We start from the raw sequence: 26968 nt of genomic DNA on the forward strand, positions 1-26968 counted from the left end.
ATTTAACCGGTACGAGTTGTTATTCCAACCCAGAATTACTGTATAAATTGACAGCATTATTCCACAACCCAGCGGCCAAAGTCACGCTTAAATTTTCTACAAATTGCTTTCCATCATCTCTATCGCTCCCCGCAGCCCCTCCGCTATGGACTGCAGGCGCACTTGCTCCCTATCCCCGGAAAAATGAAAGCTTCGCGCTACGACTACCTCCCGAAACCTCCACGCGACCCAGACCAATCCTACTGGTTTTTCTGCGGTTCCGCCGCCAGGGCCCGCTATGCCACTCACGGCGATAGCAAGCTGCGCTTGCCCACATTGCAAAGCTCCCAGCGTCATCTCTTTTACAACTTCTTCGCTGACTGCGCCATGCTGCATCAGGGTCGTCGACGCCACTTGTAAGCGCGACTGCTTGGCTTCATTAGAATATGTGATCACTCCTTCTTCAAACCAGTTAGAGCTACCCGCAACAGAGGTAATCGCATAGGCGACTCCGCCGCCAGTGCATGACTCCGCTGTCGTCACTTTAAGGCCCCGCTTGTTCAGGACCGCCCCCAAGCGCGCCGCCAGGCTCTTGATCTCATCGTTCATTCCGTCACCATCAACCCCGATTCAGATACAGGAAGGCCGCGTAATAGGCGCCAGGACATGGCCAGCCTTCTTTATTATGGCTATGGCTTTCCCTTACAATCCCGCCTTCATTCATAAAATTACACAATCCTTTTGTTCTGTCATGTCCGCTATTGAATCCGCAATCAAACCCCAACACACGCCAATGATGCAACAGTATCTTGGCATAAAGGCGAAACATCCTCATCAGCTCGTATTTTATAGAATGGGCGACTTCTATGAGTTGTTTTACGAAGACGCCCGCCGCGCCGCTGAGCTGCTGGATATCACCCTGACCCAACGTGGCCAGTCAGGCGGACAGCCTATTCCCATGGCGGGCGTTCCCTTCCATGCAGCGGAAGGCTACATCGGGCGTTTGGTTCGCCTCGGCGAATCCGTCGTAATCTGCGAACAGGTTGGCGACCCCGCCGCCAGCAAAGGGCCGGTAGAGCGAAAAGTCGTCAGGGTGGTCACGCCGGGCACGCTCAGCGATGAGGCCTTTCTGGAAGAGAAGTCGGACAACTTACTTTTAGCGATAAGCGCCTATAAAGACCTATTTGGTCTGGCGACGCTGGATATCGCCGGCGGGCGCTTTCTGATCCAGGAAGTGCGCGGAGTCGAAGCGTTAGCCAGTGAACTGCAACGCCTGCGACCTGCCGAGATTCTAGTCAGCGAGCAGTTCCCTTTTCTGACGCTATTGGAAAATTACACCGGCGTTCAAAAACAGCCACCCTGGTATTTTGAGCAGGAAACGGCCCAGCGCCTGTTATGCCAGCAGTTTCGCACCAAAGACCTGGCTGGATTCGACTGTGAAGGTATGAGCGCCGCCATTGAAGCCGCCGGCTGCCTGTTTCAGTATGCCCAGGAGACGCAGCGCTCCCAGCTGCCCCATATCCGCACCATGATCCGCGAACGTCGAGAAGACTCCATCATTCTTGACGCGGCCAGTCGCAGAAATCTTGAAATTGACGTCAACTTAGCGGGAGATTATAGACACACACTGGCCTGGGTCATGGACAAGTCAGCCACCGCTATGGGCAGCCGTATGCTGCGCCGCTGGCTGAACCGTCCATTGCGCAGTCAGGAGGAGGTGCGCCAGCGTCAAAACGCAATCAAAGAGCTGCTGGAAGACTATCAGTTCGAAGCATTGCATGAGACGCTCAAACAGATTGGCGATAGCGAACGCATCCTGTCTCGGGTCGCGTTACGTTCCGCACGCCCTCGCGACTTGGCGCGCTTGCGGGATACGCTGACGCTCCTGCCCGATTTGCAAAAGCAGATGGAGGAACTGAACGATACTCACTTGCGCCGTCTGGCCAAGCAAGTCAGTGAATTTCCAGACATCGCAGACCTTCTCTCCCGCGCCATAGAAGAAAATCCTCCTGTCGTCATTCGCGATGGCGGCGTGCTTCGTCAGGGCTTCGATGAGGAGTTGGACGAATTGCGCAGCATCAGCGAGAACGCAGGCGACTATCTGCTGGAAATTGAGAAACGTGAGAAAGAGCGCACGCAGCTATCCTCACTAAAAGTAGGCTATAACCGCGTTCACGGCTATTTCATCGAGCTGAGCCGCACACAGTCAGACCAGGCGCCCGCAGATTACATTCGACGCCAGACACTAAAGAACGCCGAACGTTTTATCACACCCGAGTTAAAAACTTTTGAAGACAAAGCCCTGAGCGCCAAGAGCCGCGCATTGAGCCGGGAAAAGATGCTCTACGACCAGATTCTGGAAACCATCGTTGAACAGCTTGCCCCTCTTCAAGACAGCGCTCGCGCACTATCAGAGTTGGATGTGTTGTCCAACTTTGCTGAAAGAGCGCTGACCTTGAATCTGGTCTGTCCCGACCTCACTGATGAACACATGCTGCATATTGAAGGCGGTCGTCATCCAGTCGTTGAACAAGTCAGCCAGGACCCGTTTGTTCCCAATGACCTGAATCTGCAGGACAAGCATCGCATGCTTATCATTACCGGTCCGAACATGGGCGGTAAGTCCACCTACATGCGTCAGACCGCCTGTATTGTCATCCTGGCTTATTGCGGTAGCTTTGTGCCTGCGGCTAAAGTCGTTATCGGGCCTATAGACCGGGTATTTACCCGCATGGGCTCCTCGGACGATATTGCCGGCGGACGCTCCACGTTCATGGTGGAGATGACTGAAACCGCCAACATCCTGCATTACGCGACCCGTCAGAGCCTGGTGTTAATGGATGAAGTCGGTCGCGGCACCAGCACTTTTGACGGACTATCACTGGCCTGGGCCTGTGCGGAGCATTTAGCGCGGGAAATTCAGGCCTTTACCTTGTTCGCCACTCACTACTTCGAACTCACTGCGCTACCCAAGACGCACGCAAATGTCGCCAATGTGCACCTGACCGCCACCGAGCACAATGACAGCATTGTCTTCCTTCATACCGTGCATGAAGGTCCTGCGAGCAAGAGCTACGGTATACAGGTGGCGCAGCTGGCGGGCGTCCCCCCTCAGGTTATCAATCAAGCGCAAAAGCAATTGAAACAGTTGGAAAGCGGCGCTTCCAAGCCCGCTCTGACGGCGCCTGCGCCATCACTTCAGGACGATTTGTTCGCCCGAGTCGAGCCTAGCGAGGTGGAAACCCGCCTGCAAAAGCTTGATGTGGATTCGCTTTCTCCGCGAGAAGCGTTAAATATGCTGTATGAGCTGAAAACGATGAGTGAGAACAGCTGACAACGCAGATATCCCGGGCGTTGCAAGGGCGCCCCGGGTTGCTTGCGCCGAAAGGGTTTTCTACAATACTAAATCGCGCGGCCCAACGGTCACTGAGCAATCGCGCAGAGTTTCATAATAAGGGATCAGACCATGACTTTTGTTGTTACCGAAAATTGCATCAAGTGCAAATACACCGATTGCGTCGAAGTGTGCCCGGTGGACTGCTTTTACGAGGGTCCTAATTTCCTCGTCATCGATCCGGACGAATGCATCGACTGTGCTTTATGTGAGCCAGAGTGCCCTGCCGAAGCTATTTTTTCCGAGGATGAATTGCCGGAAGATCAAAAGGAATTTATCGCGCTTAATGAAGAGCTGTGCCGCGTCTGGCCGAACATCACGGAGAAGAAAGACGCTCCTGCTGATGCGGATGACTGGAAAGGCGTAAAAGGCAAACTTAAAGATCTGGCGCGCTGATTTGAATTAGCGCCAGGCTTCAGACATAAAAAAAGAGGGCTTCAAGTCCTCTTTTTCTTTACGACGAATGTTATGGAGCGCACTTTTCTTGATACAACGCCTGCAGCTTACTGCGCCGCTGGGCGATTTCTTCGTCAGAAACATACTCAGGCGTACCGTCATCTTGAATGCGGGCGAAGGCGTATCCCTGATCAATCTGATTAATATCCTTTCTAAGCTCCGCACAGTAATTATCTAACTTGGCTTTTTGAGCCGCGCGTTCTTTTTCATGAGCGACTCGCGCTGCTTCTTCAACTTTATACTGTTCATAGATCCGCTGATAACGCTGACCGACCTGCTCCGCATCCCGCTTTTGCGCATCAGTGACATTAGGCTGCACTTTAATGACTTTGGCGTCCTTATGCTGGCGCGTATCACTGAAATGAACCTCTCCGTGCTCGTCCACCCACTTATAGATTTCCGCATGCGCAGACGCGCCAACGCAGAATAGCAGCGCGGCGACCATGGCGCTGATGGGATGATTACTAACGATATGCTTAACCACTTTAATCACCTTGCAACAACTGCTGCACCGGCTTATAACTGCGCCGGTGAATATCCGTCACCCCCAGCTCCCTCAAAGCGGATAAGTGCTGAGCCGTCGGGTACCCTTTATGACCCGCCAACCCGTACCCGGGGAATATTACGTCCAATCTATCCAGTTCTTCGTCACGCTCTACTTTAGCTAGTATAGAAGCCGCCGCAATGGCCGCCACTTTGCTATCGCCTTTAACAATCGCTTCAGCGGGCATATCCAATTTGGGGATTTTATTACCGTCTATCAGCGCCAGATCTGGTGCAACCTGTAAGCCCGCAACTGCGCGCTGCATCGCCAGCAATGAGGCCTGCAGGATATTAATTTGATCAATTTCTTCGACAGTCGCCCACCCCGTCGCCCACGCCAACGCCTTTTCTCTGATTTCCTGCGAAAGCGCAACCCGCTGGCGATGACTTAGTTTCTTAGAGTCATTCAGCCCCTCGATAGGCTTCTCAGGATTGAGTATGACCGCCGCCGCCACGACAGGACCAGCCAGTGGCCCTCTGCCAACCTCATCAACACCTGCAACAAGCTGACCGGTCTCATGATCAAACAGGCTGATCTGAGAGGTTAATTTCTTCATGTTAATGCCCTTCTCTGGCGTCGTGAGTCGCGACACGCCCTTTCTCAATTAACTCAGCTACAGCCTGCGCCGCCGCCACACTGGCGTTTTGCCGTATGAGCTTATGCAGTCCTTCAAACTCGTCTTCAAGACTCCGCCGCCGCTCCACATTTAACTCCTTAAGTAAAGCCTCTCCCAACTTGGCTGGCGTGGCGTCATTCTGAATCAGTTCAGGAACAAGCGCTTTATCAGCCAGCAAATTTGGTAAAGAGATATACTTTGCTTTCAATAACCGTCGCATAATCCAATAACTAAGCGTCGCAAGTTTATAAGCAACGACCATGGGACGCTTCACCAACATAGCTTCAAGCGTCGCTGTGCCAGAAGCCAGCAATATAGCGTCCGCAGCCATCATACATTCACGTGAGTGCTGATCGATCAGAGTAACAGGTAATCGGCCGCCATGAGATTGCAGCTGCTGTTCTATCTGCGTTTTTCGCGCTTGGTTAGCGGCGGGAATCACAAACCGGACATCGGGTCGTCGCTGATGCAACCAAGCAATGGTTTCAATGAAAGTTGGCCCCAGGCGAGAAACTTCACCGCCTCTGGAACCTGGCAACACGGCGATAACTTCACCCGATGCATCAATACCGAGTTCATGACGCATTGCAACTTTATCAGGGTGAAGCGGAATAATTTCCGCCAAAGGATGACCAACAAATTTTACCGGCACATTATGTTCACGGTAAAAGCGGGCCTCGAAAGGCAGCAACGTCAGCATGAGGTCAACCGCCTTGGCGATCTTAAACACCCGATTCTGTCGCCAGGCCCACACAGACGGACTAACATAGTGAGCGGTTTTAATTCCCGCCTGACGCAACTTCAACTCGATGCCAATAGTAAAATCTGGAGAGTCGATACCAAGAAAAAGATCAGGAGGGGTCGCTGTGAAGTGATCAACTATGCGGCGGCGCATAGCCAATAATTCCGGCAGTCTGCCAAGCACCTCAACCAGCCCCATGATTGAAAGGCGCTCCATTTGAAAGAAGGTGTTAAACCCTTCTTTCAGCATCCGTTCACCGCCAATGCCCTCAAAAGTCGCCTGAGGATATAGCGCCTTTATCTCTTGCATCAGCCCCGCCCCTAACAAGTCGCCGGAAGCCTCTCCGGCGACAATGCCGATGCGAATCGGTCGTTCAGATATGGGCGTCATCTTAGGGGATTATCTAACGATGCCTCTGGCCGAGGACTGTACACTGCATAGAAAGGTATCCACTTCCGCAAATTCAGCAGCCGGAGCCTTAAGCTTCTCTATAGCCTGCTCAAGCGTGAGACCTTGCCGGTACAGAGTCTTATAAGCGCGACGCAGCTCCAATATTATCTCACTGGAAAATCCGCGGCGCTTCAGCCCCTCGACATTCAGACCATGAGCCTTAGCGGATTGTCCTCCGGCCATAATATAAGCGGGGATATCCTTCAACACGATACTGCCGCCAGCGCACATGCTGTGCTCACCAATCTTGCAAAATTGGTGCACCATGGTGCCGCCGCCAAGAATCGCCCAGTCGCCAATATGCACATGTCCCGCAAGGGTAGTCATATTGGCCAGAATACAATTATTCCCAACCACACAGTCATGAGCGACATGAACGTACGCCATAAACAGATTATTACTACCAATTCTGGTAGCGCCGAGGTCTTGAACCGTCCCTCGATGAATCGTGCAACTCTCGCGGATAACGTTATTGTCGCCGATCTCTAGAACGGTAGGTTCGCCATTGTATTTTTTGTCCTGGCATTCCTCTCCCACGCTGGCGAACTGGAAGATACGATTATTCTTTCCTATCTTTGTGGGGCCTTTGATCACTACGTGAGAATTAACCACTGTCCCAGAACCGATTTCGACATCGGCGCCGATATAACTCCATGGCCCAATCTCCGCATCTGCGGCTATTTTGGCTCCCTGTTCAACAATCGCCTGAGGGTGAATGGACATTAAAGCCTTCTCTCAGCAGTTAAAATTTCCGCGCTGCAAACGACATTTCCGTCGACCAAAGCTCGGCAGGCGAATTTCCATATGCCGCGCTTGTCAGTCACAATTTCCGCTTCCAGACGCAACTGATCTCCCGGTACGACTGGCTTTTTGAAGCGCACTTTATCCGTCCCGGCCAAATAGTAGGTATAACCGTCCGCAGGCTTCTTGCCAGTCGTGACAAACCCAAGAATTCCAGCCACTTGGGCCATTGCCTCAATAATCAGCACGCCCGGCATAATAGGATGATCAGGGAAGTGCCCCGTAAATTGCGGTTCGTTGTAGGTAATGTTCTTCACACCAGCAATAAACTCGCCCGGCTTAATCTCCAGCACCCGGTCCACTAACAGGAACGGGTATCTGTGAGGTAAGTATTCTTTAATTTCATTAATTTCCATATTTGGAAAGCCTCAACAACATGATTGCACAATGCCGGATAAGTTTATAAATATCGATTATACAAAGCCGTTGGCCCTGTCTCTCAATTCTTTACAGTTCGCTTTCAATCCGCATCGGACTTTCGGCGGCCGCCCTGCTCCAGCACCCTGACCCTACGCGCCAACTGATCCAACTGTCGGAAACGGGCCACATTTTTTCGCCACGAAGCATTGGGCTCCACCGCAGTGCCGGAGGAATAAACTCCTGGCTCCTTGATATTATGAGTCACCAATGTCATTCCCGTAATTTGCACTTGATCCGTTATTTCCAAGTGGCCGGCAATGCCTACCCCGCCACCGATCATGCAATGCTTGCCTATCGACGAGCTTCCCGATACGCCTACACAGGCGGCAATAACAGTATATGCGCCAACTTTGACGTTATGGGCGATTTGTATCTGGTTGTCCAACTTCGCGCCAGTTTCAATGACAGTGTCATCCAAAGCACCGCGATCAATGGTTGTATTGGCGCCTATTTCAACATCATCGCCAATAACTACACCACCAAGCTGAGCGATCTTGGCCCAATCCCCCTTGTTGGGAGCAAAACCAAAACCATCGGAGCCAATAACAGCGCCACTATGGATAAGTGCTCTCGCGCCGATGTTCACGCCATGATAAACAGTAACATTCGGACGCAACTGAGTTTTCGCTCCTATTATAGAGCCCGCGCCAATATAACAGCCGGGACCAATAACAGCTCCTTCGCCAATCTCAGCATCTTCTTCGATAACTACGTTAGCCCCAATGGTTACGCCAGCACCCAGCTTGGCGCTTTCTGAAATGGCGGCTGAGGGCGATATTCCACTCATACTCCACCACTGGGGGGAAAACAACTGACTGCAGAGAGCATATCCGAAGTAAGAGTTTTCCATCACCAGTACATTGGTCGAACACTGATCAGCGAAACTGGATGGAATTATGACAGCGGACGCGCAGGTATCTTTCAAGTGTTTCAGATAGTTCTTGTTGGCCAAAAAACTGATCTGCCCGGCCTGAGCCTTTTGCAACGTCGCCAAACCTTTCACCTCTACAGAGCCATCGCCCCGCAGCTCAGCGCCAATCCGAAAAGCAATATCCGCCAGTGTATATGAAAGGTCTGTCTTGCCCATGAATCCAGCCTCAGAAACTTATTTGGCGCTATTAAGCGCTTCGATCAACTTCGCAGTCAGATCCAGTGAGGGATTAGCATACACGGCCAACTTGCTGGGCAAGATGACATCCACTTTCTCTTTTTCCGCTATTTTCTTCAGCGCTTCGTCAACCTTAGGTTTGGACTCCTGCAAAAACAGCTCTTCCCGTTTGGAGATGGCAGACTGATATTTGTTTTTCAAAAAGTTAAATTCTTGCGCTTTTTCTTCCAACTCTGCATTAAGCTTAGTGCGCTCTGTTTCACTCATGATAGCGGAGTCTTTTTTCAAGCGCTCTTGCATCTTTTGGGCCTGCTCGCCAACTTCTCTTAATCTGGCCTCTTCATCGGCAAAATCTTTCTTAAGATTCTCGCCAAACTTCTTGGCTGCTTGAGAAGAAAGCAGCGCCGTACGTAAATCTACCACCGCCACTTTCTGAGCCGCACTCACCATTCCAGCGTATCCCGTGCTTACTAACGCCAGCGCCAAAGCGGCAATTCGAATCAATTTCATGTTGGGCTCCTTACACTTAAACATTTATCTCTATCGGCTGACTGGAAGCCGCCAGCAAGGACGCAGAGTTTATCGGGTTCTACATAACTTGGCTAACACCAAGCCCCTGCTTTGGCTATATGCCGCGAAGACAGTGTGAACACCTAAACGCGCCTTAGATGGCGCGCCAGGATATGTCATCTCATTCTTTAGAACGTCTGCCCCAGCAAGAACTGGAAGAACTGAGTCTTATCACCTTCTTTGTCATTCAGCGCTTTACCAAGGCTGAAAGATAAAGGACCAATCGGCGTCACCCATGTCATCGCAACGCCAGCAGAAAAACGAAGCTCGTCGACCGAAGGGTCATATCCCCTTGCCGTATCGAATACATTCCCCCCATCCAAGAACACCACACTACGAATCTGTGAACGGTCTTTCACAAAAATGAAAGGCACAATCAACTCCAGACTGGATTCAATTTGCACATTACCGCCAAATGGGTCCTTATCATCGTCTGGATTATCAGGGTGCGGCGTACTCCTCGGTCCCAGCGTATTCGCTTTAAATCCTCGAATTGAGCCAAAGCCGCCAGCATAATAATGCTCAAAGAACGGCAAGCGGTCGTTATCGCCGTATCCGTCCCCATAAGCCAAATCAGCCCTTAGCTTCAGCGCCCATTCCTGATTTTCGGACAAAGGATAATACTGAGTATTGTTGTAGTTAAGCTTATAAAAGTTGTAATCGCTCAACTCAGGAAGCGTCACCTTCATAGAGAGAGACTGCGAGTTGCCTGAAGTCGGGAATAACCCTTTGTTTAGAGTGGAACGGCTCCACCCCGCGGACAGATCAAAGAAATTGTAGTTTGAGCCAAACTCATTAGTGAAGTCAGTGATTTCCTGAACAGGATATTTGGGCAGCTTGATGCGTGTATGAGTATAGCCTGTGCTGAAGGTCAGCCTTGAGAATCTGTCTATTGGGTAACCAAAGTTAACTGAGCCCCCCATACTGTCTTTCAGATATGCAGCGACATCGTTGTCATCATCATCATAGTCTGTTTCCTTGTAAAACAGACTAAAGCCTCGGCTAACCCCATCAACGGTATAGTATGGGTTGGTGTAGGAGAAGTTTGCGCTCTGGACGCTTTTACTTTTGTTAACGCCAAATGACACTCGACGGCCCGTTCCCAGAAAGTTTTTCTCCGCCACACTCGCGCCAACGGTAGCGCCGCCATCCTGTGAATAGCCCAAACTTGCGGAAAGACTGCCAGTAGGCTGCTCTTCAACAGAGTAATTCACGTCTATCTGATCGTTGGTTCCAGGAACCAGCGGCGTCTCTACGGTAACGGTCTTGAAAAACCCTAAACGCTCCAGTCTTGACTTGGATGCTTCAATTAAATCTGTTGAAGCTGCCGCAGATTCCATTTGCACCATTTCCTGACGCAGCACTTCATCGCTGGTTGATGTGTTGCCGCTAAAGTTGACGCGGCGCACATATGTCCGGCGACCAGGCTCAACGTAGAAAGTGACTGAAGCGGTATTATCGTCATGAGGCTCAGGAATCGCATTCACACTGGCGAAAGTATAACCATCGTTACCCAGGCGCTTGGAGATAATGTCCGACGTTACTGTAAGAAGCTGACGGGAGAATGTATCGCCCGGCTTCACTACAATCAGTTTGCGTAGCTCTTCTTCTTCGACTTTTAAGTCGCCCTTTAAAGCGATGTCGCGAATTTTATACTGAGGCCCTTCATTCACGTTAACCGTGATGAACACCTGTTCTTTATCAGGAGAAACAGAAACCTGCGTGGATTCGATACTGGACTTGATATACCCATTATCCAGATAGTGGGAGCGAATACGCTCCAAGTCGCCGTTCAACTTCTGCTTGGAGTATTTATCGCTACTAAATATAGAAGCCCAAAATCCGGTCAGCTTAAGCTGCATGAGATCGCGCAAGTCGTCATCTGAAAAGGCGTTATTGCCAACAAAATTAATATGCTGGATAGCTGAAACAGGGCCTTCCTTGATTTTGATATTCAACTGCACCCGATTACGCGGCAGCTCCTCCACTTCCGCTTTCACAGAAGCATTGTAACGCCCCTGCGCGACATAGCTACGCAGGATCTCCAGCTCTATACGCTCCAAAGTCGAGCGCTGGAACACTTCCCCTTCTGAGAGCTTGGCTGATTTGAGGCCTTCCATTAAATCTTCAGTGGGAAGATTTTTATTTCCTTCTACTTCAATTTTGCTGATCGATGGACGCTCAGTCACGCTGATGATCAACACCTCGCCTTCCCGACTCAGCTTGATGTCAGTGAACAGCCCCGTCTTAAAGAGCGAGCGAGTGGCGTCCGCGAGCTTCTTTGAGTCGACGCTCTCTCCCACATTGACAGGGAACGCGGTAAAAACGCTTCCTGCGGACACCCTTTGCAAACCATCCACTCGAATATCGGATACGTCGAATTGATAATCTGTAGCGTAAGAAAAAGAGGCCGTCAGCCAAACAAAGATAAAAAGCAATACTCTCATGTAATCAACACACGTGATGGGAGCCGAAGGTTCAGCATTATTTACTACAATTTGGAGAGGTCGTTATAGAACGCTAACAACATTACGAAAGCAATGAGGGCCATCCCGACTTTTATCCCAAGCTGTTGTTTTTCTTCAGATAAGGGTTTGCCCCGAATAAGTTCGACAAAATAATACAATAAATGTCCGCCATCCAATACCGGAATTGGCAACAAATTCAGGATACCCAGACTAATACTTAAATAAGCAAGAAAACCAAGAAAAGCCTCCAATCCGGATTTAGCAGAAATTCCGGCGGCCGAGGCAATAGTGATAGGCCCCCCAAGGTTTTCGACCGAAATTCGTCCGGTAACGATTTTTTTCAGCGCAGTCAGCGTCAGCAGAGTCATATCCCAAGTCTCTTCCAGCGCCTTACCAACAGCGACCAATGGTGAATACTGTACGTCACGCAACATGCCAGGCGGCCATTCCGTTGCTTTCGCTTCCGCGCCGATCACGCCGTAGGTTTCACCATTTCGCTCCCTAGCCTCGGGACGAATGCTGACATCCAATGACCGTCCAGCTCTTTCCAGCGACAACGTTATTTGCTTTTCAGGGGAGGCTTTTATTTCACGAACAAAGTCAGACCAGTTAGTGACGGGGCGTCCTTCAACCGCCACAACTCTATCGCCAGGCTCAACCCCTCCTTGTTGAGCGCGCCCCCCCGGAGTCACTCCATGAACCACCGCAGGCGCGTCAGGAATCAAGCTTCTCATCCCCAGTTCCAAAACCGGGTTAGGCTCCACTTTTCCTATGAGCCAATCATTAATCGGCACCGATGCTTCATGAGGGAGACTTTCGTCAGGCAGTTTATATCCAAATTCGATAACGCCGGAGTCGCCAAGACGTCCAACGAGCTGCATGTTAACGTCGCCCCAGCTGTATACCGGAGAGCCGTCGACGCTGGTCAGTTCTGCGCCCACTACAATCCCTGCTTGCTGCGCAGGTGAATTGTCGGAGATACTTCCTACAACCGGCGCTAGCGCCTGTATGCCCAGCACAAACATACACCAGTATGCGAAAACAGCGAAAATAAAGTTCGCAATGGGCCCCGCCGCTGCAATAGCGATACGCTTGCCCACTGTCTGCTGATTGAAAGTCAGATGCCTTTCTTCAACAGGGACATCGCCTTCTCTCTCATCCAGCATTTTTACGTAGCCGCCCAAAGGCAAGGCTGCGATCACAAACTCAGTGCCTTGCTTATCCTTCCATGACAGCAAAGCAGATCCAAATCCAACGGAAAATCGTAAAATTTTGACGCCACAACGCCGCGCCACCCAAAAGTGACCGAATTCATGGATGGTGACCAGCACCCCCAAGGTAACTATAAACGCCAGGGCTTTTTGAAAAAATTCCATGCTCTCTATTGCAAATATATCTGAGCGACCTTCTAGTAAGGCTTACGGAACAACAACTCCGCCAGCCAACTCATTAATGGCTTCCGAGGCATATTGACGGGCTACTCTGTCAGCTTCAATTACAGTTTCGACAGAATCAGCATCCACAATAGAACCTTTCAGCAAACTCTTTTCAATAACTACGGGAATATCGACAAAACGAATATCGCCCTGGAGAAACGCTTCTACCGCCACCTCATTAGCAGCGTTAACCACTGCTGGCGCAGTCCCACCAAGCGAAAAAGCTTCCTCAGCCAGCCTAAGACAGGGAAAGCGTTCTTTATCAGGCATTTCGAAATGCAGCTTACCAATAGAAAACAGATCTAGCGGCTGAACGCCTGCATCTATTCTTTCCGGCCAAGCCAACCCATAAGCGATAGGCGTACGCATGTCAGGATTGCCCATCTGCGCCAGAATAGAGCCATCCACATACTCAACCATGGAGTGAATAATCGACTCAGGATGTAAGTGAACCTGAACTGAGCCTGGAGTCAAATCGAATAACCAACATGCTTCGATTAACTCCAGCCCCTTATTCATCAAGCTCGCGGAATCAACAGAGATTTTACGCCCCATCGACCAATTCGGGTGCCTACATGCCTGCTCTGGCGTTACTTGTTGTAATTGCTGCTGCGAAAAATGCCGAAATGGCCCACCAGACGCCGTCAAGAGGACGCGAGTAACGCCATATGCGGCAAGCGATGTCATGTCACTTAAATGTTGTCCAGCCTCCGGCAAACACTGATAAATCGCATTATGCTCACTATCAATGGGAAGGAGTTCAGCGCCATGTCGTCGCACCGCATCCATGAACAGCCTGCCAGTCATGACTAATGCTTCTTTGTTGGCGAGCAGTATACGCTTCCCCGAGTTCACCGCAGCCAGTGTGGGGACCAATCCAGCCGCCCCGACTATAGCAGCGACGACAACATCAACATCGCTGGCGGAAGACGCCTCGCACATGGCTTCAACGCCCACTCTAACTTCAGTGGACACACCAGCGTCCCGCAAGCGCTTTTTAAAGCCCGCTAAACCAGCATCAGTCGCCAATATGGCGTACCGTGGGCGGTGCTTAATGCAGATAGAGAAAAGCTCATTCAAGTTACTATGGGCTGTCGCAGCATAAAGCTCATATCGATCCGGGTGACGGGCCATAACATCCAGGGTGCTGCGCCCTATAGAGCCTGTCGCCCCTAATACCGTAACTCGCCTCATGCTTTTACCCCTGCACCCAACCTGAAAATATCGCTAATGCCAAAAACACAGGAGCGGCTGCTGTAACGCTGTCAATGCGATCAAAGATACCGCCATGTCCAGGAAGAATCTGACTGCTGTCTTTCAAGCCGACGAAGCGCTTGCCCAAACTTTCTATCAAGTCTCCCACGACGGAAAAAACTGCAGCTGATAAAGTCATCATCCACAGCACAACAAGCTGAGGCAGGGTAAGAGCCAAAAACGAATTCATGGCAAAGGGCAAAATCGATACCGCCAGCATCCCGCCCACGGCGCCTTCCCAAGACTTTCCAGGGCTGACATGCGGGGCAAGCTTATTCTTACCGAAAGTCTTGCCTGCAAAATAAGCGCCAATATCAGCAAACCATACGATAAGAAATATGTAGAGGATAACCCATTTGGTATCGAAACCCGGCTCAAGCACAAACACTCCGCCGCGGATCGCCACCAGCGCCTTCCAGGCCGGGACCAGGATCAACAACCCAGCGACAACCCTGGTCATGGGCGGCGTCCAAAAGGCTTGAGACGCAGGATAAGTCAACACTATCACCAGCGCGCCTATCCACCAAATCAATGCAATGGAAAGAACTAGAATGGCGGGCAAGTGAGAACAGGCGAGCAATACCACAGCAGCCATGGCGGCGTAACTTGCTCGAGACGCCTGGGAGGTTAAGCCGCATATTTGCGCCCACTCCCATGCAGCCAAAGTGACTATCGCCCCAATAAAAAGAGAAAAACCGAACACATCGGTCAGCGCCACTCCCGCCAGAAATAAAGGCAGGAGAATTAATGCAGTGATTATTCTTTGTTTTAGCACAATTAACGCTTTGCAGCTGGGTTAGTGGCGAATTCGAAAGAGGAAGGATGCCCTGCTTGAGTCCCGCCGTCTTCCGCCAGGCGACGATCAACTTGGTCGTCAGTTTGCCCAAACCGTCTTTTGCGGTGGCTATAAGCCGCCAACGCCAATTCCATCTGCTCTGTGCGGAAGTCAGGCCAAAATACCTCCGCGAAATACAGCTCTGTATAGGCAAGCTGCCATAAGAGGAAATTACTGATTCTCTGCTCACCAGCAGTGCGGATACACAGATCGGGAGGAGGTAGATCACCTAACTCAACATATTGCTGGATCAGATGATCGTCAATATCAGCGGCGCGAAGCTCGCCCCGCTCCACTTTTTCGGCGATGTGACGCGCCGCCTGGGTAATATCCCAGTGTCCACCGTAGTTGGCCGCTATTGCTAGCGTCATTCCAGTATTACCAGCGGTTAACCCCTCCGCATCCTGCATATGCTGCTGCAGAGTAGAATTAAACTTAGAACGGTCGCCTATGATTCGCAGCCGGATATTGTTGCGATTAAGTTTACGAACCTCACGTTGCAGCGCGACAAGAAACAGGCGCATCAGAGCACCCACTTCTTCTTCGGGTCGACGCCAGTTTTCGCTACTGAAGGCGAACAGCGTCAGCACTTCCACACCGTGTCGGGCGCAGGTTTCAACGACAGCCCGCACAGAATCAACCCCAGCTTTGTGGCCCGCAACCCCAGGGAGTCGACGCTGCTTCGCCCAACGATTATTACCATCCATGATGATCGCCACATGGCGAGGTTTGCTGGTTCCAACCAAAGGAATATCAGCCGTCGACATTTAACCCTCCAACATCCAGCCGCCCGTCATGACCTATACAGCCATCAGGTCTTTTTCTTTTTCTGCAAGAACGCGATCGACCTCAGCAATATACTTATCGGTCAGCTTCTGGATATCATCCAGTCCACGCTTCTCTTCGTCTTCGGAAATTTCTTTGTCTTTCAGCAGTGTTTTAATGTCTGCGTTCGCATCACGACGCAGATTGCGAATCGCTACTCTGGTGTTTTCCGCCTCGCCACGCGCCGTCTTCACCAGCTCCTTGCGAGTCTCTTCCGTCAATGCGGGCATTGGCACCCGGATAACTGTGCCAGCGGTAGATGGGTTAAGCCCCAAGTCAGACTTCAGGATGGCCTTCTCAATTTGTGGCACCATGTTCTTTTCCCATGGCGTTACGCTCAGAGTTCTCGCGTCTTCTACCACTACATTGGCGATCTGAGTCAACGGCGTGTCAGTACCGTAGTATGAAACCATGACCGATTCAAGAATCGCAGGGTTAGCCCGACCAGTCCGAATCTTAGCGAAGGCATGACCAAGCGCCTCCATGGACTTTTTCATTTTTTGTTCAGATTGTTTCTTAATATCATTAATCACGGCTTTACCCTCGCTCTATCAATGTACCTTCTTCCATACCCACCACAATATTAATCAGTGCGCTGGCCTTATTCATATCAAATACCCGCACAGGCATACCGTGGTCGCGACACAAACAAATCGCAGTTAGATCCATGACTCCAAGCTTACGCTCGAGCACTTCATCATAGGTGAGTCGATCATATTTTACCGCATCCGCTACTTTCATAGGATCATCGGAGTATACGCCATCCACTTTGGTAGCCTTCAACACTACATCTGCGTCAATCTCAATGCCGCGCAGACAAGCAGCGGAATCGGTTGTGAAAAACGGGTTACCGGTACCGGCGCAAAAAATCACCACATCGCCTTCTTTCAGGTCGCGAATCGCACGGCGACGGTCATAATGCTCAACAACGCCGCTCATAGGTATGGCGGACATAACGCGAGTTGCGATATTAGAGCGCTCAAGCGCGTCCCTCATCGCCAGCGCATTCATCACAGTCGCCAGCATCCCCATATGGTCGCCGGTCACTCTGTCCATACCTGCATCCTGCAACGCTTTACCGCGGAAAAGATTTCCTCCTCCGATAACTAGACCAACTTGCACCCCTATACCAATCAACTGACCAATTTCCAACGCCATGCGATTGAGCACTTTCGGGTCTATTCCGAAATTCTCTTCTCCCATGAGCGCCTCACCTGAGAGTTTTAGCAGTACACGCTTATATTTGGGTTGAGTTTGAGCAGACGGGGGCATATGTAGTTTCACCTGTGTTGCACGCTTGCTTGGCAAGTTGAAGAGATGCTGAGAGGCTGTTTGCAACCTCCGGATACTAATGTGGCGAGAGCAGAGTATACCGCTCTCGCCACAAATTCATACAAAAAGAAGTAATTAGCCTTTCAGCTGCGCAGCAACTTCTGCAGCGAAATCCACTTCTTCTTTTTCAATACCTTCACCAACTTCGTAGCGCACCATAGCTACTACTTGAGCGCCCGCTTTCTTCACCAGATCGCCAACTTTAACGTCAGGATCTTTAACGAAAGCCTGCTCCAGCAAGCTGATTTCCGCCAGGAATTTGTTGATGCGACCATCAACCATTTTGTCGACGATCTCTGCAGGCTTACCGCTTTGATCAGCTTGCGCCTTATAAATTTCACGCTCTTTAGCGATCACTTCATCACTAACATCATCGCGAGAAACGAACTGAGGATTAACCGCTGCAATGTGCATTGCGATGTCTTTCGCCAGCTCTGCGTTGCCGCCATTCAAAGCAACCAAAACGGCAATACGATTGTTGCCGTGAACATAAGCGCCAACCACATCGGAAGACAACATAGAAGCACGACGAACATTGATGTTCTCACCAATTTTCTGAACCAGAGCTTGGCGCTTTTCTTCCAGACCAGATTCCATCAGAGCCGCTACGTCAGCGGACTTTTTGTCAAAGGCCGCGCCAACGACGTCGCCAACAAAGCCCAGGAAATTCTCGTCGCGAGCAACGAAATCAGTTTCGCTATTCACTTCAACAACTACTGCGTAGCTGTTGTCATCACTGACTTTAACTGCAACAACGCCATCCGCAGATACGCGACCCGCTTTCTTGGCCGCCTTCATGCCGCTGCTCTTACGAAGATCTTCAATCGCTTTTTCGATATCGCCTTCCGCCTCAACAAGCGCCTTCTTGCACTCCATCATGCCCAGACCGGTGCGCTCGCGCAGTTCTTTTACCATGGATGCTGAAATAGCCGCCATTTTTTAATCCTCACTTGTCAGGTTCAGAAAAATTGAAAAAAAAGGGGAGATCGTCCCCTTTTTGATCATTCTATATGCCTAAGATTACTCTGACTTTTCGGCAGCTTCTTCGGCGGAAGCAGCTGCTTCGTTAACTTCTACAAACTCATCGCCATTACCCGCCGCAGAGGACAGACCGTGCAGGCAAGAGTCGGCGACAGCCTTGGCGTACACTTGGATAGCGCGGATAGCGTCATCATTGCCAGGAATAACATAGTCAACGCCATCTGGATCGCTATTGGTGTCAACCACGCCAATAACAGGAATACCCAGCTTGTTGGCTTCTTTGATAGCGATACGCTCATGATCAACATCAATTACGAACAGCGCGTCAGGCAGACCGCCCATATCTTTGATGCCGCCAATGCTTCTCTCAAGCTTGTCCATCTCACGATTCAGCATCAACACTTCTTTTTTGGTCAGCTTGTCGAAAGTTCCGTCCTGGCTTTGAGTTTCCAGGTCACGGTAGCGACGGATAGATTGACGGATAGTCTTGTAGTTAGTCAGCATACCGCCCAACCAGCGATGGTTGACATATGGCATGTTTGCGCGATCAGCTTCCTCTTTGATGATTTTGCCAGCCGCACGCTTGGTGCCTACGAAAAGAATTTTGTTTTTCTTTTCAGCCAGATTGGAAACAAATCGCAGGGCATCATTCAGAGCAGGTACAGTGTGCTCCAAGTTGATGATATGAATCTTGTTGCGCGCACCGAAGATGTACTTGCGCATTTTGGGGTTCCAGAAACGAGTCTGGTGACCGAAGTGAACGCCTGCCTTCAGCAGGTCTCTCATTGAAACTTCTGACATAACTTATACTCTTTAATGTGTTTGGGTTTAACCTCCATGCATCCCATGCTCCAACCGCATTTGAGCGGCACCCGAAACATGTGTCGACGCATGTGTGTTTTTTATGGTTTCAATGCCCCTGAATTCGGGATGCATTTCAATCCGGCGCGCTTTATACCACAAACACCCATTTTTTTAAAGACCAAAATCACGCTACGCCGCTGCAATATGAAGCGCCAAACGACTCAATTACGCACAAAAGCGATAGCCTAGCAAAGAACTCGGATTTTTAATCACCCCATGAACCAGTTACAATACGGCAGCGTTTACAATCAACAGAATCACACTTTGCCCTTGCAGGCAGCTGGAACCCTCAGAAGCGAGCATGAAAGTTACCATCAAAACCCCTGAAGAAATCGAAAAAATGCGCGTCGCCGGCCGCCTCGCGGCTGAAGTGCTTGAAATGATTGAAGAGCATGTGAAGCCTGGAGTCACTACTGGCGAGCTGGATGAAATTTGTCATAAATACATTACCGAAGTTCAACAGGCCATACCTGCTCCACTGAACTACAAGGGGTTTCCCAAATCCATCTGCACCTCAGTCAATCATGTTATTTGCCACGGAATCCCCAGTGACAAGAAAGTACTGAAAAGCGGCGACACCGTTAATATAGATATCACCGTAATTAAAGATGGTTATCATGGCGACACCAGCAAAATGTTTTTTGTCGGCAAGCCCACTATTGCCGCAGAGAGACTGGTCCGCGTCACCCAAGAGTGTCTTTACAAGGGCATCGAGCTGGTCAAGCCTGGCGTTCGTCTTGGCGACATCGGCCATGTAATCCAGCAATATGCAGAAAGCCAGCACTATTCCGTCGTGAGAGAATACTGCGGCCATGGCATCGGCGCCGTGTTTCACGAGGAGCCGCAGGTTATGCACTACGGAACGCCTGGAACAGGCATGATCATCAAAGAAGGTATGACCTTCACCATCGAACCAATGATCAACCAGGGCAAACGCCACTGTAAACTGCTTCCCGACGGCTGGACAGTCGTCACCAAGGACCATAAGCTTTCCGCTCAGTGGGAGCACACCATCCTGGTGACCGCAGATGGATACGAAGTACTTACCAAGCGTAGCGAAGAGTCTTTCTAGTCAATAAATCCGGTTTATGACTGAACAAAGCGACCAGGCATTAACGGAAGCGCCGTCAATCAGGCTTGATCAGCGTCTTATATTTGACGCCAACGCCTACGCCACGCTTCTAAAGGAAGGAAAGCCCGCCCTGGGCTTTCTGAAGCAATCACTACAGTGCGCCACCGAGCGACTGCACGAACAGTTCAAGTCCGGGGCCCCGATCAGAGAATTGGTTGCCGGCCGGGCCGCTTACATTGACCAAGTGCTCAAAGCCTTATGGCTGGGGGCAAACTGGTCTGATCCACATAAAATATGCCTTCTTGCAGTAGGCGGCTACGGGCGCAATGAACTCCTGCCCCATTCAGACATTGATTTACTGATTCTCCTTGATGACGACGCCGACATCGCCGAATTCGGCCCGGCGATTGAGGGGTTCATTACCCTTCTGTGGGATCTCAACCTCGACATTGGCCATAGCGTTCGTACAGTCTCAGAGTCGATAGCCAAAGCGGCCACGGATATCACTATCGCCACCAACCTGCTGGAAACCCGCACTCTTGCGGGCGCGCCAGAGCTTCGCAACCAGCTCAGTCGTCGCGCCTACTCAGACGAGTCCTGGACAGACCAACGCTTTTTCAGCGCCAAACGTGACGAACAGCTGGAAAGGCATCAGAAGTATGGCGACACCGAATACAATCTTGAACCCAACATCAAGACCTCTCCAGGCACTCTGCGCGACATTCAGACCATTGGCTGGATCACCAAACGCCATTTCTGCAATGAAAACAGTGACAGCGAAACGGCTTACGATTTCCTGACCGCTGATGAATACAATACTTTGCGCGAAGGCGAGGCCTACCTGTGGCGCCTAAGATACGGCCTGCAAATGCTGGCGGGACGCAACGAGAACAGATTGCTTTTCGACCACCAACGCTCACTGGCCAATCTACTGGGCTATGTCGACCGTGAAGAAGGTCTCGGCGTCGAGCAGATGATGCAGGAGTATTACCGCTACGCCATGGCGCTAGGCGAGCTTAACGACGTGGTATTGCAATACTTTGACGAAATTATCCTGCATGCGGACGATGAAGAGGTCATCGTGCCGCTCAACAGGCGCTTCCATATCCGCAACGACTATATTGAAGCCATTAACAACCAGACGTTCGCGTACCAGCCTTTCGCACTGGTGGAAGTTTTTCTGCTGATGGCGCAAAGCCCCCAGGTCAGAGGTATTCGCGCCAACACCATACGGGCAATCAGAGCGCACCGACACCTTATAGACGATAAATTCCGCAGCGATTTGGCCAACACTTCTCTATTTATGGAGATTCTAAAAACGCCTCACGCCCTGCACCGCACCCTCTCATCCATGAAACGCTATGGCGTACTAGGCAAATATCTTCCAGAATTTGGCCGCATTGTCGGCAAGATGCAGCACGACTTATTTCATATTTACACCGTGGATGCGCACACCATTCATGTTATTCGCAACATGATCCGCCTGCGCAATCCTGAGAGCGTCAAAGATTATCCATTGGCGACCCGGTTGGTGTATCGACTCCCCAAACTTGAGCTTTTATATATCGCCGGCATCTATCACGACATAGCCAAGGGACGTGGCGGCGACCACTCGGAACTGGGCGCAGAGGACGTCGAAGCCTTCTGTAAGAGACACCATCTCAGCCAGCGGGATACCAGTTTGGTAGCCTGGCTGGTGCGCAACCACTTACTGATGTCGATGACAGCGCAGCGTAAAGATCCATCAGACCCCGAAGTGATTCATGAGTTCGCCAGCAAGATAGACTCGCAAATCCATTTGGATTATCTCTACACCCTTACTGTATGCGATATCAGCGCCACCAACCCCAAACTATGGAACACTTGGCGCGCAGCGCTCTTACGACAGCTCTACAGCGAAACCAAACGGGCAATCCGCCGCGGCCTGGATACTCCGCCCGACCGTAGTCAGTGGGTTGCGGATACTCAGGCTGAGGCGCGTGAAATACTACACTCGCAGGATTTTAGCGACGACAAAATCGACGCCATCTGGAGCGCCCTGGAAGAAGAATACTTTCTGCAGGACTCCACAGGCGAAATTGCATGGCAGACCGCAGCCATCATCCGTCACGGCGACTCCATTGAGCCGCTAGTATTAATTCGCGACGCCAAAGGCGGCGAAGCGGAAGGCTTCATGCAAGTCATGGTGTATCAGCGCGCCCGCGACGACTTATTCGCCGCCACGACAGCCACGCTGGAGCAACTGCGCTTAAACATTGCCGAGGCCCGCATCAACTGCGCCACCGACAGATTCAGTCTTGGCTCATTTGTTGTCAGCAGCGCCGACGCGGAGATGAGCGGAACCGTCAGCAAAAAGCAGATCTCTCAGCGCTTAGAGAGAGAACTAAGCAATCCGGAACACTACCCTAATGTCATCAAGCGGCGCACTCCCAGGCAGTTGAAGCATTTTTACTTTCCAACCGAAGTCACCTTCAGCAATGACACCGTCAACCAACGCACAGTTATGGAAATTATCACTCCAGACCGTCCAGGCCTGCTCGCCCGCATTGGCAGCATCCTGCTGGAGCATGAGGTGGAGCTGGTCACAGCCCGCATTGCAACGCTTGGTGAACGGGTAGAAGACGTTTTCGTTCTGACAGATGTTGATGGGGCCCCCTTGAGCGACCCCGAGCTATGCCGGACATTGCGCGACGATATCTGCGGACAATTAGATCAACAGAACAGCAAAGAACTATAGTCGCCAGACCACCATCGGCGACAGGCTCTGGAGTAACGACAAAGATATGAACCCTAACCTATCTCGTCTACAGCCGTATCCTTTTGAAAAACTGGCGCAGCTGAAACAGTCCGCTCATCCGCCAGAACATCTGCCTCACATAGCGCTTTCCATCGGCGAACCCAAGCATGCGCCACCAGAGTTCGCCCTGGAAGTGCTGCGGAATAATATGAGCGCGCTTTCACGCTATCCCACGACCAAGGGAGAGCCTGAGCTTCGTCAGGCCATCGTCAGATGGCTGGAGAAGCGCTTCAATCTGGCGGGAGGGGTAGACCCGGAATCTCAAGTCTTGCCGGTCAATGGCACCCGAGAAGCCCTGTTCGCCTTTGCGCAGGCGGTTATCGCTCCCACTCAGGACGCCCTTGTCGTCAGCCCGAATCCCTTCTACCAGATATATGAAGGCGCCGCTTACTTGGCGGGAGCTGAGCCTTATTTTTTGCCTTGCGACGCTGGCAATGGCTTCATCCCTGATTTTGACTCCGTCCCAAACTCCATTTGGCGACGCTGTCAGCTTCTGTTTCTTTGCACCCCGGGCAACCCAACGGGTCGCGTCATCCCCGCCGAGATACTAAAGAAACTGATCGCTCTGGCTGATGAGCACAGTTTCATTATTGCTTCGGACGAATGTTATTCGGAGATATATTTCGATGAGTCCGCAGCCCCCATTGGGTTACTGGAAGCCTGCGCCGAGTTGGGCCGACATGACTATCGCCGCTGTGTTGTATTTCACAGTCTGTCAAAACGCTCAAACGTTCCGGGTTTAAGATCAGGTTTCGTGGCAGGCGATGCGAACATACTGCGAGAGTTTCTTCGCTATCGCACTTACCATGGCTGCTCAATGCCCATCCCGACGCAACTCGCCTCCATCGCACTCTGGGGAGATGAAGAACATGTGCGACAAAATCGCGCCCAGTATGTGAGGAAGTTTCGCAGCTTTAAGGAGATACTTGCTCCCTGCTGGCCTCTTGAGGCGCCCGACGCCGCATTTTATTTCTGGGCTCAAACGCCAATCCCTGACGACGCGTTTGCACAACGCCTTTACGCAGAGAAAAACCTCACCGTTTTGCCCGGACGTTTCTTAGGGCGAGAACAGCAGGACGTCAATCCCGGGGCGGGACGCGTCCGTATGGCGCTGGTCGCCTCAGTAGAGGAGTGCATTGAGGCCGCCCATCGCATCAAATCATTTATAGAGTCACTGTGAACAGCTCATTACGAGCGCGTAACTTCATACCGGAACAACTGTAAAGCAACAGGTAAAATAAACCAATGAGTTTGAAAGTGTACGGAATCAGCAACTGCGACACCGTAAAAAAAGCCCGAAAGTGGTTGGAAGCCAATAATATTGAATATACTTTTCACGACTTTAAAAAATCTGGCGTCCCCCAGAGCAATCTGGAAGCCTGGCTTAACGCACTAGGCGTGGAAACGTTAGTCAATAAAAGGGGAACAACCTGGCGCAAACTCTCGGACTCAGATAAGGCTGATATAGAATCAGGGGCCAAGACACAAGAATTACTATCGGAACACAGCTCCGTTATCAAGCGCCCGGTGATCGAGACGCCGTCAGGAGAAGTCATCACAGGTTTTACTCCATCTCAGCTGGAGAAATACGCCTGAACGAATCGCAGTCTCCCGACACCGGAGCGACAGACATTCCAAGACATTAAACACTAAGCAAAGAAGGTACTATCATGTTGGCATTTGGCATTGGCGTAGGCGCCAAGAACAGCAAAGGAGACTGGCTTGAAACCTATTTCGCCGCCCCTTTGTGGAACCCCGCAGCAGAAGTAAAAGAGCTGTTGAAGGATTCATTGGGCTACGCCGGCGGCAACCAGACACTGGAGCTTGACGCTCAAAAGCTGGAGGCTCTGGCCATCGCGTTCGAGAAAGCGAGCCTGCCCGCACAAGCGCAAACAGCCAAGGCATTACGTGACTCAAAACGCCCAACGGTGGCCGTCATTATTGAAGCAGACGATAAAGCCTCTTCCACACCCGAAGTTTACTTAAAGTTGCAGCTGATATCCCATCGCTTTGTGAAACCTCACGGGATTAATCTGGAAGGCATTTTCGCACTACTTCCCAATGTTGCCTGGACATCACAAGGCGCCATAGACATTGATGAACTCTCATCACGTCAACTGACCGCTCGCGCCAATGGCGAAACCCTGCGCATATTTTCCGTGGACAAATTCCCGCAGATGACTGATTACGTAGTCCCCAAAGGCGTGCGCATCGCCGATACAGCCCGAGTCAGGCTCGGCGCTTATGTCGGTGAAGGCACCACTATCATGCACGAAGGCTTCGTCAACTTTAACGCTGGCACCGAAGGCGCATCCATGATTGAAGGCCGCATTTCCGCAGGCGTGATGATCGGAGAAGGCTCAGATCTTGGCGGCGGCTGCTCCACCATGGGCACACTGTCCGGCGGCGGAGCTATTATCATCTCCGTCGGCAAGAACTCGCTGATTGGCGCCAATGCGGGTATAGGCATCCCCTTGGGCGACCGCTGCAAAGTTGAAGCAGGCCTGTACATCACCGCCGGCTCCAAAGTGGCGGTAATGGACGACAAAGGCGAAGTGGCAAAAGTCGTCAAGGCCCGTGAGCTGGCCGGCCAGAACGACCTCTTGTTCCGCCGTAACTCTGAAACGGGCAGAATTGAAGTCGTCACCAACAAAACGGCGATCCAGTTGAACGAAGCGTTGCACGCCAATAACTGATGTCAATGCACCAGGGGCGCTACCCGTCCCTTGTATGATATAGAATGCAGCAAGGCGGACAGACTCCCAGTCGTCCGCCTTATTTTCAATCGCAACCCATTACTCGTTGAGCGCATCATGACCGATTCCCTATCTCCTACCCTGGAACTGGCGGTGGAACTAATCAAGCGCCCTTCCGTCACCCCTCACGACGCAGGCTGCCAGGAACTATTAAGTCAAAGGTTGCAAACCATAGGATTTGAGATAACAGATCTACCGTTCGGAGAGGTGCAAAACTTTTGGGCCAGGCGCGGATCGCAAGCCCCACTGGTCGTTTTCGCCGGCCACACCGATGTTGTCCCGACAGGACCAGAAGAAAAGTGGGAGCACCCTCCCTTCGCCGCTGAGGTGAAAGACGGCGTGCTACACGGCAGAGGCGCCGCAGATATGAAGGGAAGCCTGGCGGCCTTCATGACGGCCTGCGAACGTTTCGTTAAAAAACACCCCAACCATCGTGGCTCTATCGGCTGGCTGATTACCAGCGACGAAGAAGGTCACGCAGTGAACGGCACCGTCAAAGTTGTGGAATACCTGGTTGACAAAGGCGAGGTCATTGATTGGTGCATCGTCGGCGAACCATCCAGCACCCATACTGTAGGCGATGTCATCAAGAACGGACGCCGCGGCTCTATAGGCGCCACACTGATAGTTAAAGGCGTTCAAGGACATGTCGCCTACCCCCATCTGGCCGACAACCCGATTCACAAAGCTGCGCCTGCGCTTGCGGAACTAGCAAATGAGAAGTGGGACGAGGGCAATGCTTTCTTTCCCGCCACCAGCCTGCAAATCTCTAACATTAACGGTGGAACTGGCGCCACCAATGTGATTCCAGGCGAACTTAACATCATGTTTAATTTGCGCTTTTCCACCGAGCTAAACGCAGACGTCATCAAGCAAAGAAGTGAAGCAATTCTTCAAAAGCATGGCTTGGACTACGATATAGAATGGCGCTTATATGGCGAGCCCTTTCTGACCAGTAAAGGACCATTAATCGAGGCCACCCAGAAAGCAATCAAGCATGTTCGCGGATCTGACACAACTCTTTCCACCAGCGGAGGAACGTCAGACGGTCGCTTTATCGCCCCAACCGGCGCGCAGGTAGTAGAATTAGGCCCCTGCAATGCAACCATACATCGAATTAATGAACAGGTTCTGGTTAGCGAGATTGACCAACTTAGCAGTATTTATGAACATATCCTGGAAGAATTACTCGTAGTCGGGTCTGAGTAGACTCGATAATTAGCAGGCCGGAGCCGAGCCTATGCCTCCGTCATACCCCAGCTTCATGA

General features: G+C 51.3%; 25 protein-coding genes. 8 read left to right on the forward strand and 17 right to left on the reverse strand.

The genetic code is table 11. From position 1 onward, the window contains the following. Positions 1-96: 96 nt before the first annotated feature. Positions 97-588: a CinA family protein gene (locus HCH_RS23500; RefSeq protein ID WP_011398972.1), complete on the reverse strand. Its 492-nt coding sequence runs from the start codon at positions 586-588 to the stop codon at positions 97-99. A 142-nt stretch (positions 589-730) separates the two neighbouring features. Between HCH_RS23500 and mutS the strand changes: the two genes are divergently transcribed. After that, the gene (gene mutS / locus HCH_RS23505; protein WP_041599883.1) at positions 731-3313 is read left to right on the forward strand and encodes a DNA mismatch repair protein MutS; all 2583 of its coding nucleotides are present in this window, start codon (positions 731-733) and stop codon (positions 3311-3313) included. Positions 3314-3445: 132 nt separating this feature from the next. Then, a complete protein-coding gene (gene fdxA, locus HCH_RS23510; RefSeq protein WP_011398974.1) occupies positions 3446-3769 on the forward strand; it encodes a ferredoxin FdxA in 324 nt (107 codons plus the stop codon). A 70-nt stretch (positions 3770-3839) separates the two neighbouring features. Here the strand turns inward: fdxA and HCH_RS32695 are convergent, their stop codons facing one another. The 16 genes from HCH_RS32695 to rpsB all read right to left on the reverse strand — a co-directional run bounded on the left by HCH_RS32695 (position 3840) and on the right by rpsB (position 19012). After that, entirely contained in the window at positions 3840-4313 is a 474-nt protein-coding gene (locus tag HCH_RS32695) for a DUF4124 domain-containing protein (RefSeq protein ID WP_011398975.1), read from the reverse strand. A 1-nt stretch (position 4314) separates the two neighbouring features. Beyond that, complete coding sequence (gene rnhB / locus HCH_RS23520; RefSeq protein WP_011398976.1) at positions 4315-4929, reverse strand: ribonuclease HII; 615 nt, start codon at positions 4927-4929, stop codon at positions 4315-4317. Between the two features lies 1 nt (position 4930). Further along, positions 4931-6121, reverse strand: coding sequence for a lipid-A-disaccharide synthase (gene lpxB, locus HCH_RS23525; RefSeq protein WP_011398977.1), 1191 nt, complete (start codon positions 6119-6121; stop codon positions 4931-4933). A gap of 9 nt (positions 6122-6130) precedes the next feature. Then, a complete protein-coding gene (gene lpxA / locus HCH_RS23530) occupies positions 6131-6904 on the reverse strand; it encodes an acyl-ACP--UDP-N-acetylglucosamine O-acyltransferase (protein WP_011398978.1) in 774 nt (257 codons plus the stop codon). Then, on the reverse strand, positions 6904-7338 hold the full coding sequence (fabZ, locus tag HCH_RS23535) for a 3-hydroxyacyl-ACP dehydratase FabZ (protein ID WP_011398979.1): 435 nt from the start codon (positions 7336-7338) through the stop codon (positions 6904-6906). Before fabZ ends, lpxA begins: the two co-directional genes overlap by 1 nt. A gap of 104 nt (positions 7339-7442) precedes the next feature. Beyond that, positions 7443-8489 carry a UDP-3-O-(3-hydroxymyristoyl)glucosamine N-acyltransferase gene (gene lpxD, locus HCH_RS23540; RefSeq protein ID WP_011398980.1) on the reverse strand — a complete coding sequence of 349 codons (1047 nt, stop codon included), beginning with the start codon at positions 8487-8489 and terminating at the stop codon, positions 7443-7445. An 18-nt stretch (positions 8490-8507) separates the two neighbouring features. Then, positions 8508-9020, reverse strand: a complete 513-nt coding sequence (locus tag HCH_RS23545; protein ID WP_011398981.1) for an OmpH family outer membrane protein — start codon at positions 9018-9020, stop codon at positions 8508-8510. 188 nt (positions 9021-9208) lie between these two features. Beyond that, positions 9209-11527: an outer membrane protein assembly factor BamA gene (bamA, locus tag HCH_RS23550; RefSeq protein ID WP_011398983.1), complete on the reverse strand. Its 2319-nt coding sequence runs from the start codon at positions 11525-11527 to the stop codon at positions 9209-9211. 44 nt (positions 11528-11571) lie between these two features. Next, positions 11572-12924: an RIP metalloprotease RseP gene (rseP, locus tag HCH_RS23555; protein WP_011398984.1), complete on the reverse strand. Its 1353-nt coding sequence runs from the start codon at positions 12922-12924 to the stop codon at positions 11572-11574. 42 nt (positions 12925-12966) lie between these two features. Next, on the reverse strand, positions 12967-14178 hold the full coding sequence (gene ispC / locus HCH_RS23560) for a 1-deoxy-D-xylulose-5-phosphate reductoisomerase (protein WP_011398985.1): 1212 nt from the start codon (positions 14176-14178) through the stop codon (positions 12967-12969). 4 nt (positions 14179-14182) lie between these two features. Then, a complete protein-coding gene (locus tag HCH_RS23565) occupies positions 14183-15013 on the reverse strand; it encodes a phosphatidate cytidylyltransferase (RefSeq protein ID WP_011398986.1) in 831 nt (276 codons plus the stop codon). Between the two features lie 2 nt (positions 15014-15015). Continuing rightward, positions 15016-15840 carry a polyprenyl diphosphate synthase gene (gene uppS / locus HCH_RS23570; RefSeq protein ID WP_011398987.1) on the reverse strand — a complete coding sequence of 275 codons (825 nt, stop codon included), beginning with the start codon at positions 15838-15840 and terminating at the stop codon, positions 15016-15018. Between the two features lie 33 nt (positions 15841-15873). Continuing rightward, entirely contained in the window at positions 15874-16431 is a 558-nt protein-coding gene (frr, locus tag HCH_RS23575; RefSeq protein WP_011398988.1) for a ribosome recycling factor, read from the reverse strand. Between the two features lie 4 nt (positions 16432-16435). Continuing rightward, positions 16436-17170 carry a UMP kinase gene (gene pyrH, locus HCH_RS23580; RefSeq protein WP_011398989.1) on the reverse strand — a complete coding sequence of 245 codons (735 nt, stop codon included), beginning with the start codon at positions 17168-17170 and terminating at the stop codon, positions 16436-16438. Between the two features lie 135 nt (positions 17171-17305). Further along, complete coding sequence (gene tsf, locus HCH_RS23585) at positions 17306-18166, reverse strand: translation elongation factor Ts (protein WP_011398990.1); 861 nt, start codon at positions 18164-18166, stop codon at positions 17306-17308. Positions 18167-18250: 84 nt separating this feature from the next. Then, complete coding sequence (gene rpsB / locus HCH_RS23590) at positions 18251-19012, reverse strand: 30S ribosomal protein S2 (RefSeq protein WP_011398991.1); 762 nt, start codon at positions 19010-19012, stop codon at positions 18251-18253. 364 nt (positions 19013-19376) lie between these two features. On the opposite strand from rpsB, the gene map reads away from it, so the two are divergent. From map to dapE, 6 genes are all read left to right on the forward strand, one after another. Beyond that, positions 19377-20147: a type I methionyl aminopeptidase gene (gene map / locus HCH_RS23595; RefSeq protein WP_011398992.1), complete on the forward strand. Its 771-nt coding sequence runs from the start codon at positions 19377-19379 to the stop codon at positions 20145-20147. A 16-nt stretch (positions 20148-20163) separates the two neighbouring features. Continuing rightward, positions 20164-22884: a [protein-PII] uridylyltransferase gene (locus tag HCH_RS23600; RefSeq protein ID WP_011398993.1), complete on the forward strand. Its 2721-nt coding sequence runs from the start codon at positions 20164-20166 to the stop codon at positions 22882-22884. Positions 22885-22930: 46 nt separating this feature from the next. Further along, a complete protein-coding gene (gene dapC / locus HCH_RS23605) occupies positions 22931-24124 on the forward strand; it encodes a succinyldiaminopimelate transaminase (protein ID WP_011398994.1) in 1194 nt (397 codons plus the stop codon). Positions 24125-24189: 65 nt separating this feature from the next. Beyond that, entirely contained in the window at positions 24190-24540 is a 351-nt protein-coding gene (locus HCH_RS23610; protein ID WP_041598885.1) for an ArsC family reductase, read from the forward strand. Positions 24541-24614: 74 nt separating this feature from the next. Beyond that, positions 24615-25640 carry a 2,3,4,5-tetrahydropyridine-2,6-dicarboxylate N-succinyltransferase gene (gene dapD, locus HCH_RS23615; protein ID WP_011398997.1) on the forward strand — a complete coding sequence of 342 codons (1026 nt, stop codon included), beginning with the start codon at positions 24615-24617 and terminating at the stop codon, positions 25638-25640. 117 nt (positions 25641-25757) lie between these two features. Then, on the forward strand, positions 25758-26909 hold the full coding sequence (dapE, locus tag HCH_RS23620; RefSeq protein WP_011398998.1) for a succinyl-diaminopimelate desuccinylase: 1152 nt from the start codon (positions 25758-25760) through the stop codon (positions 26907-26909). Positions 26910-26968: the final 59 nt, after the last annotated feature.

This window comes from Hahella chejuensis KCTC 2396, from assembly GCF_000012985.1.
Taxonomy (GTDB): Bacteria; Pseudomonadota; Gammaproteobacteria; order Pseudomonadales; family Oleiphilaceae; genus Hahella; species Hahella chejuensis.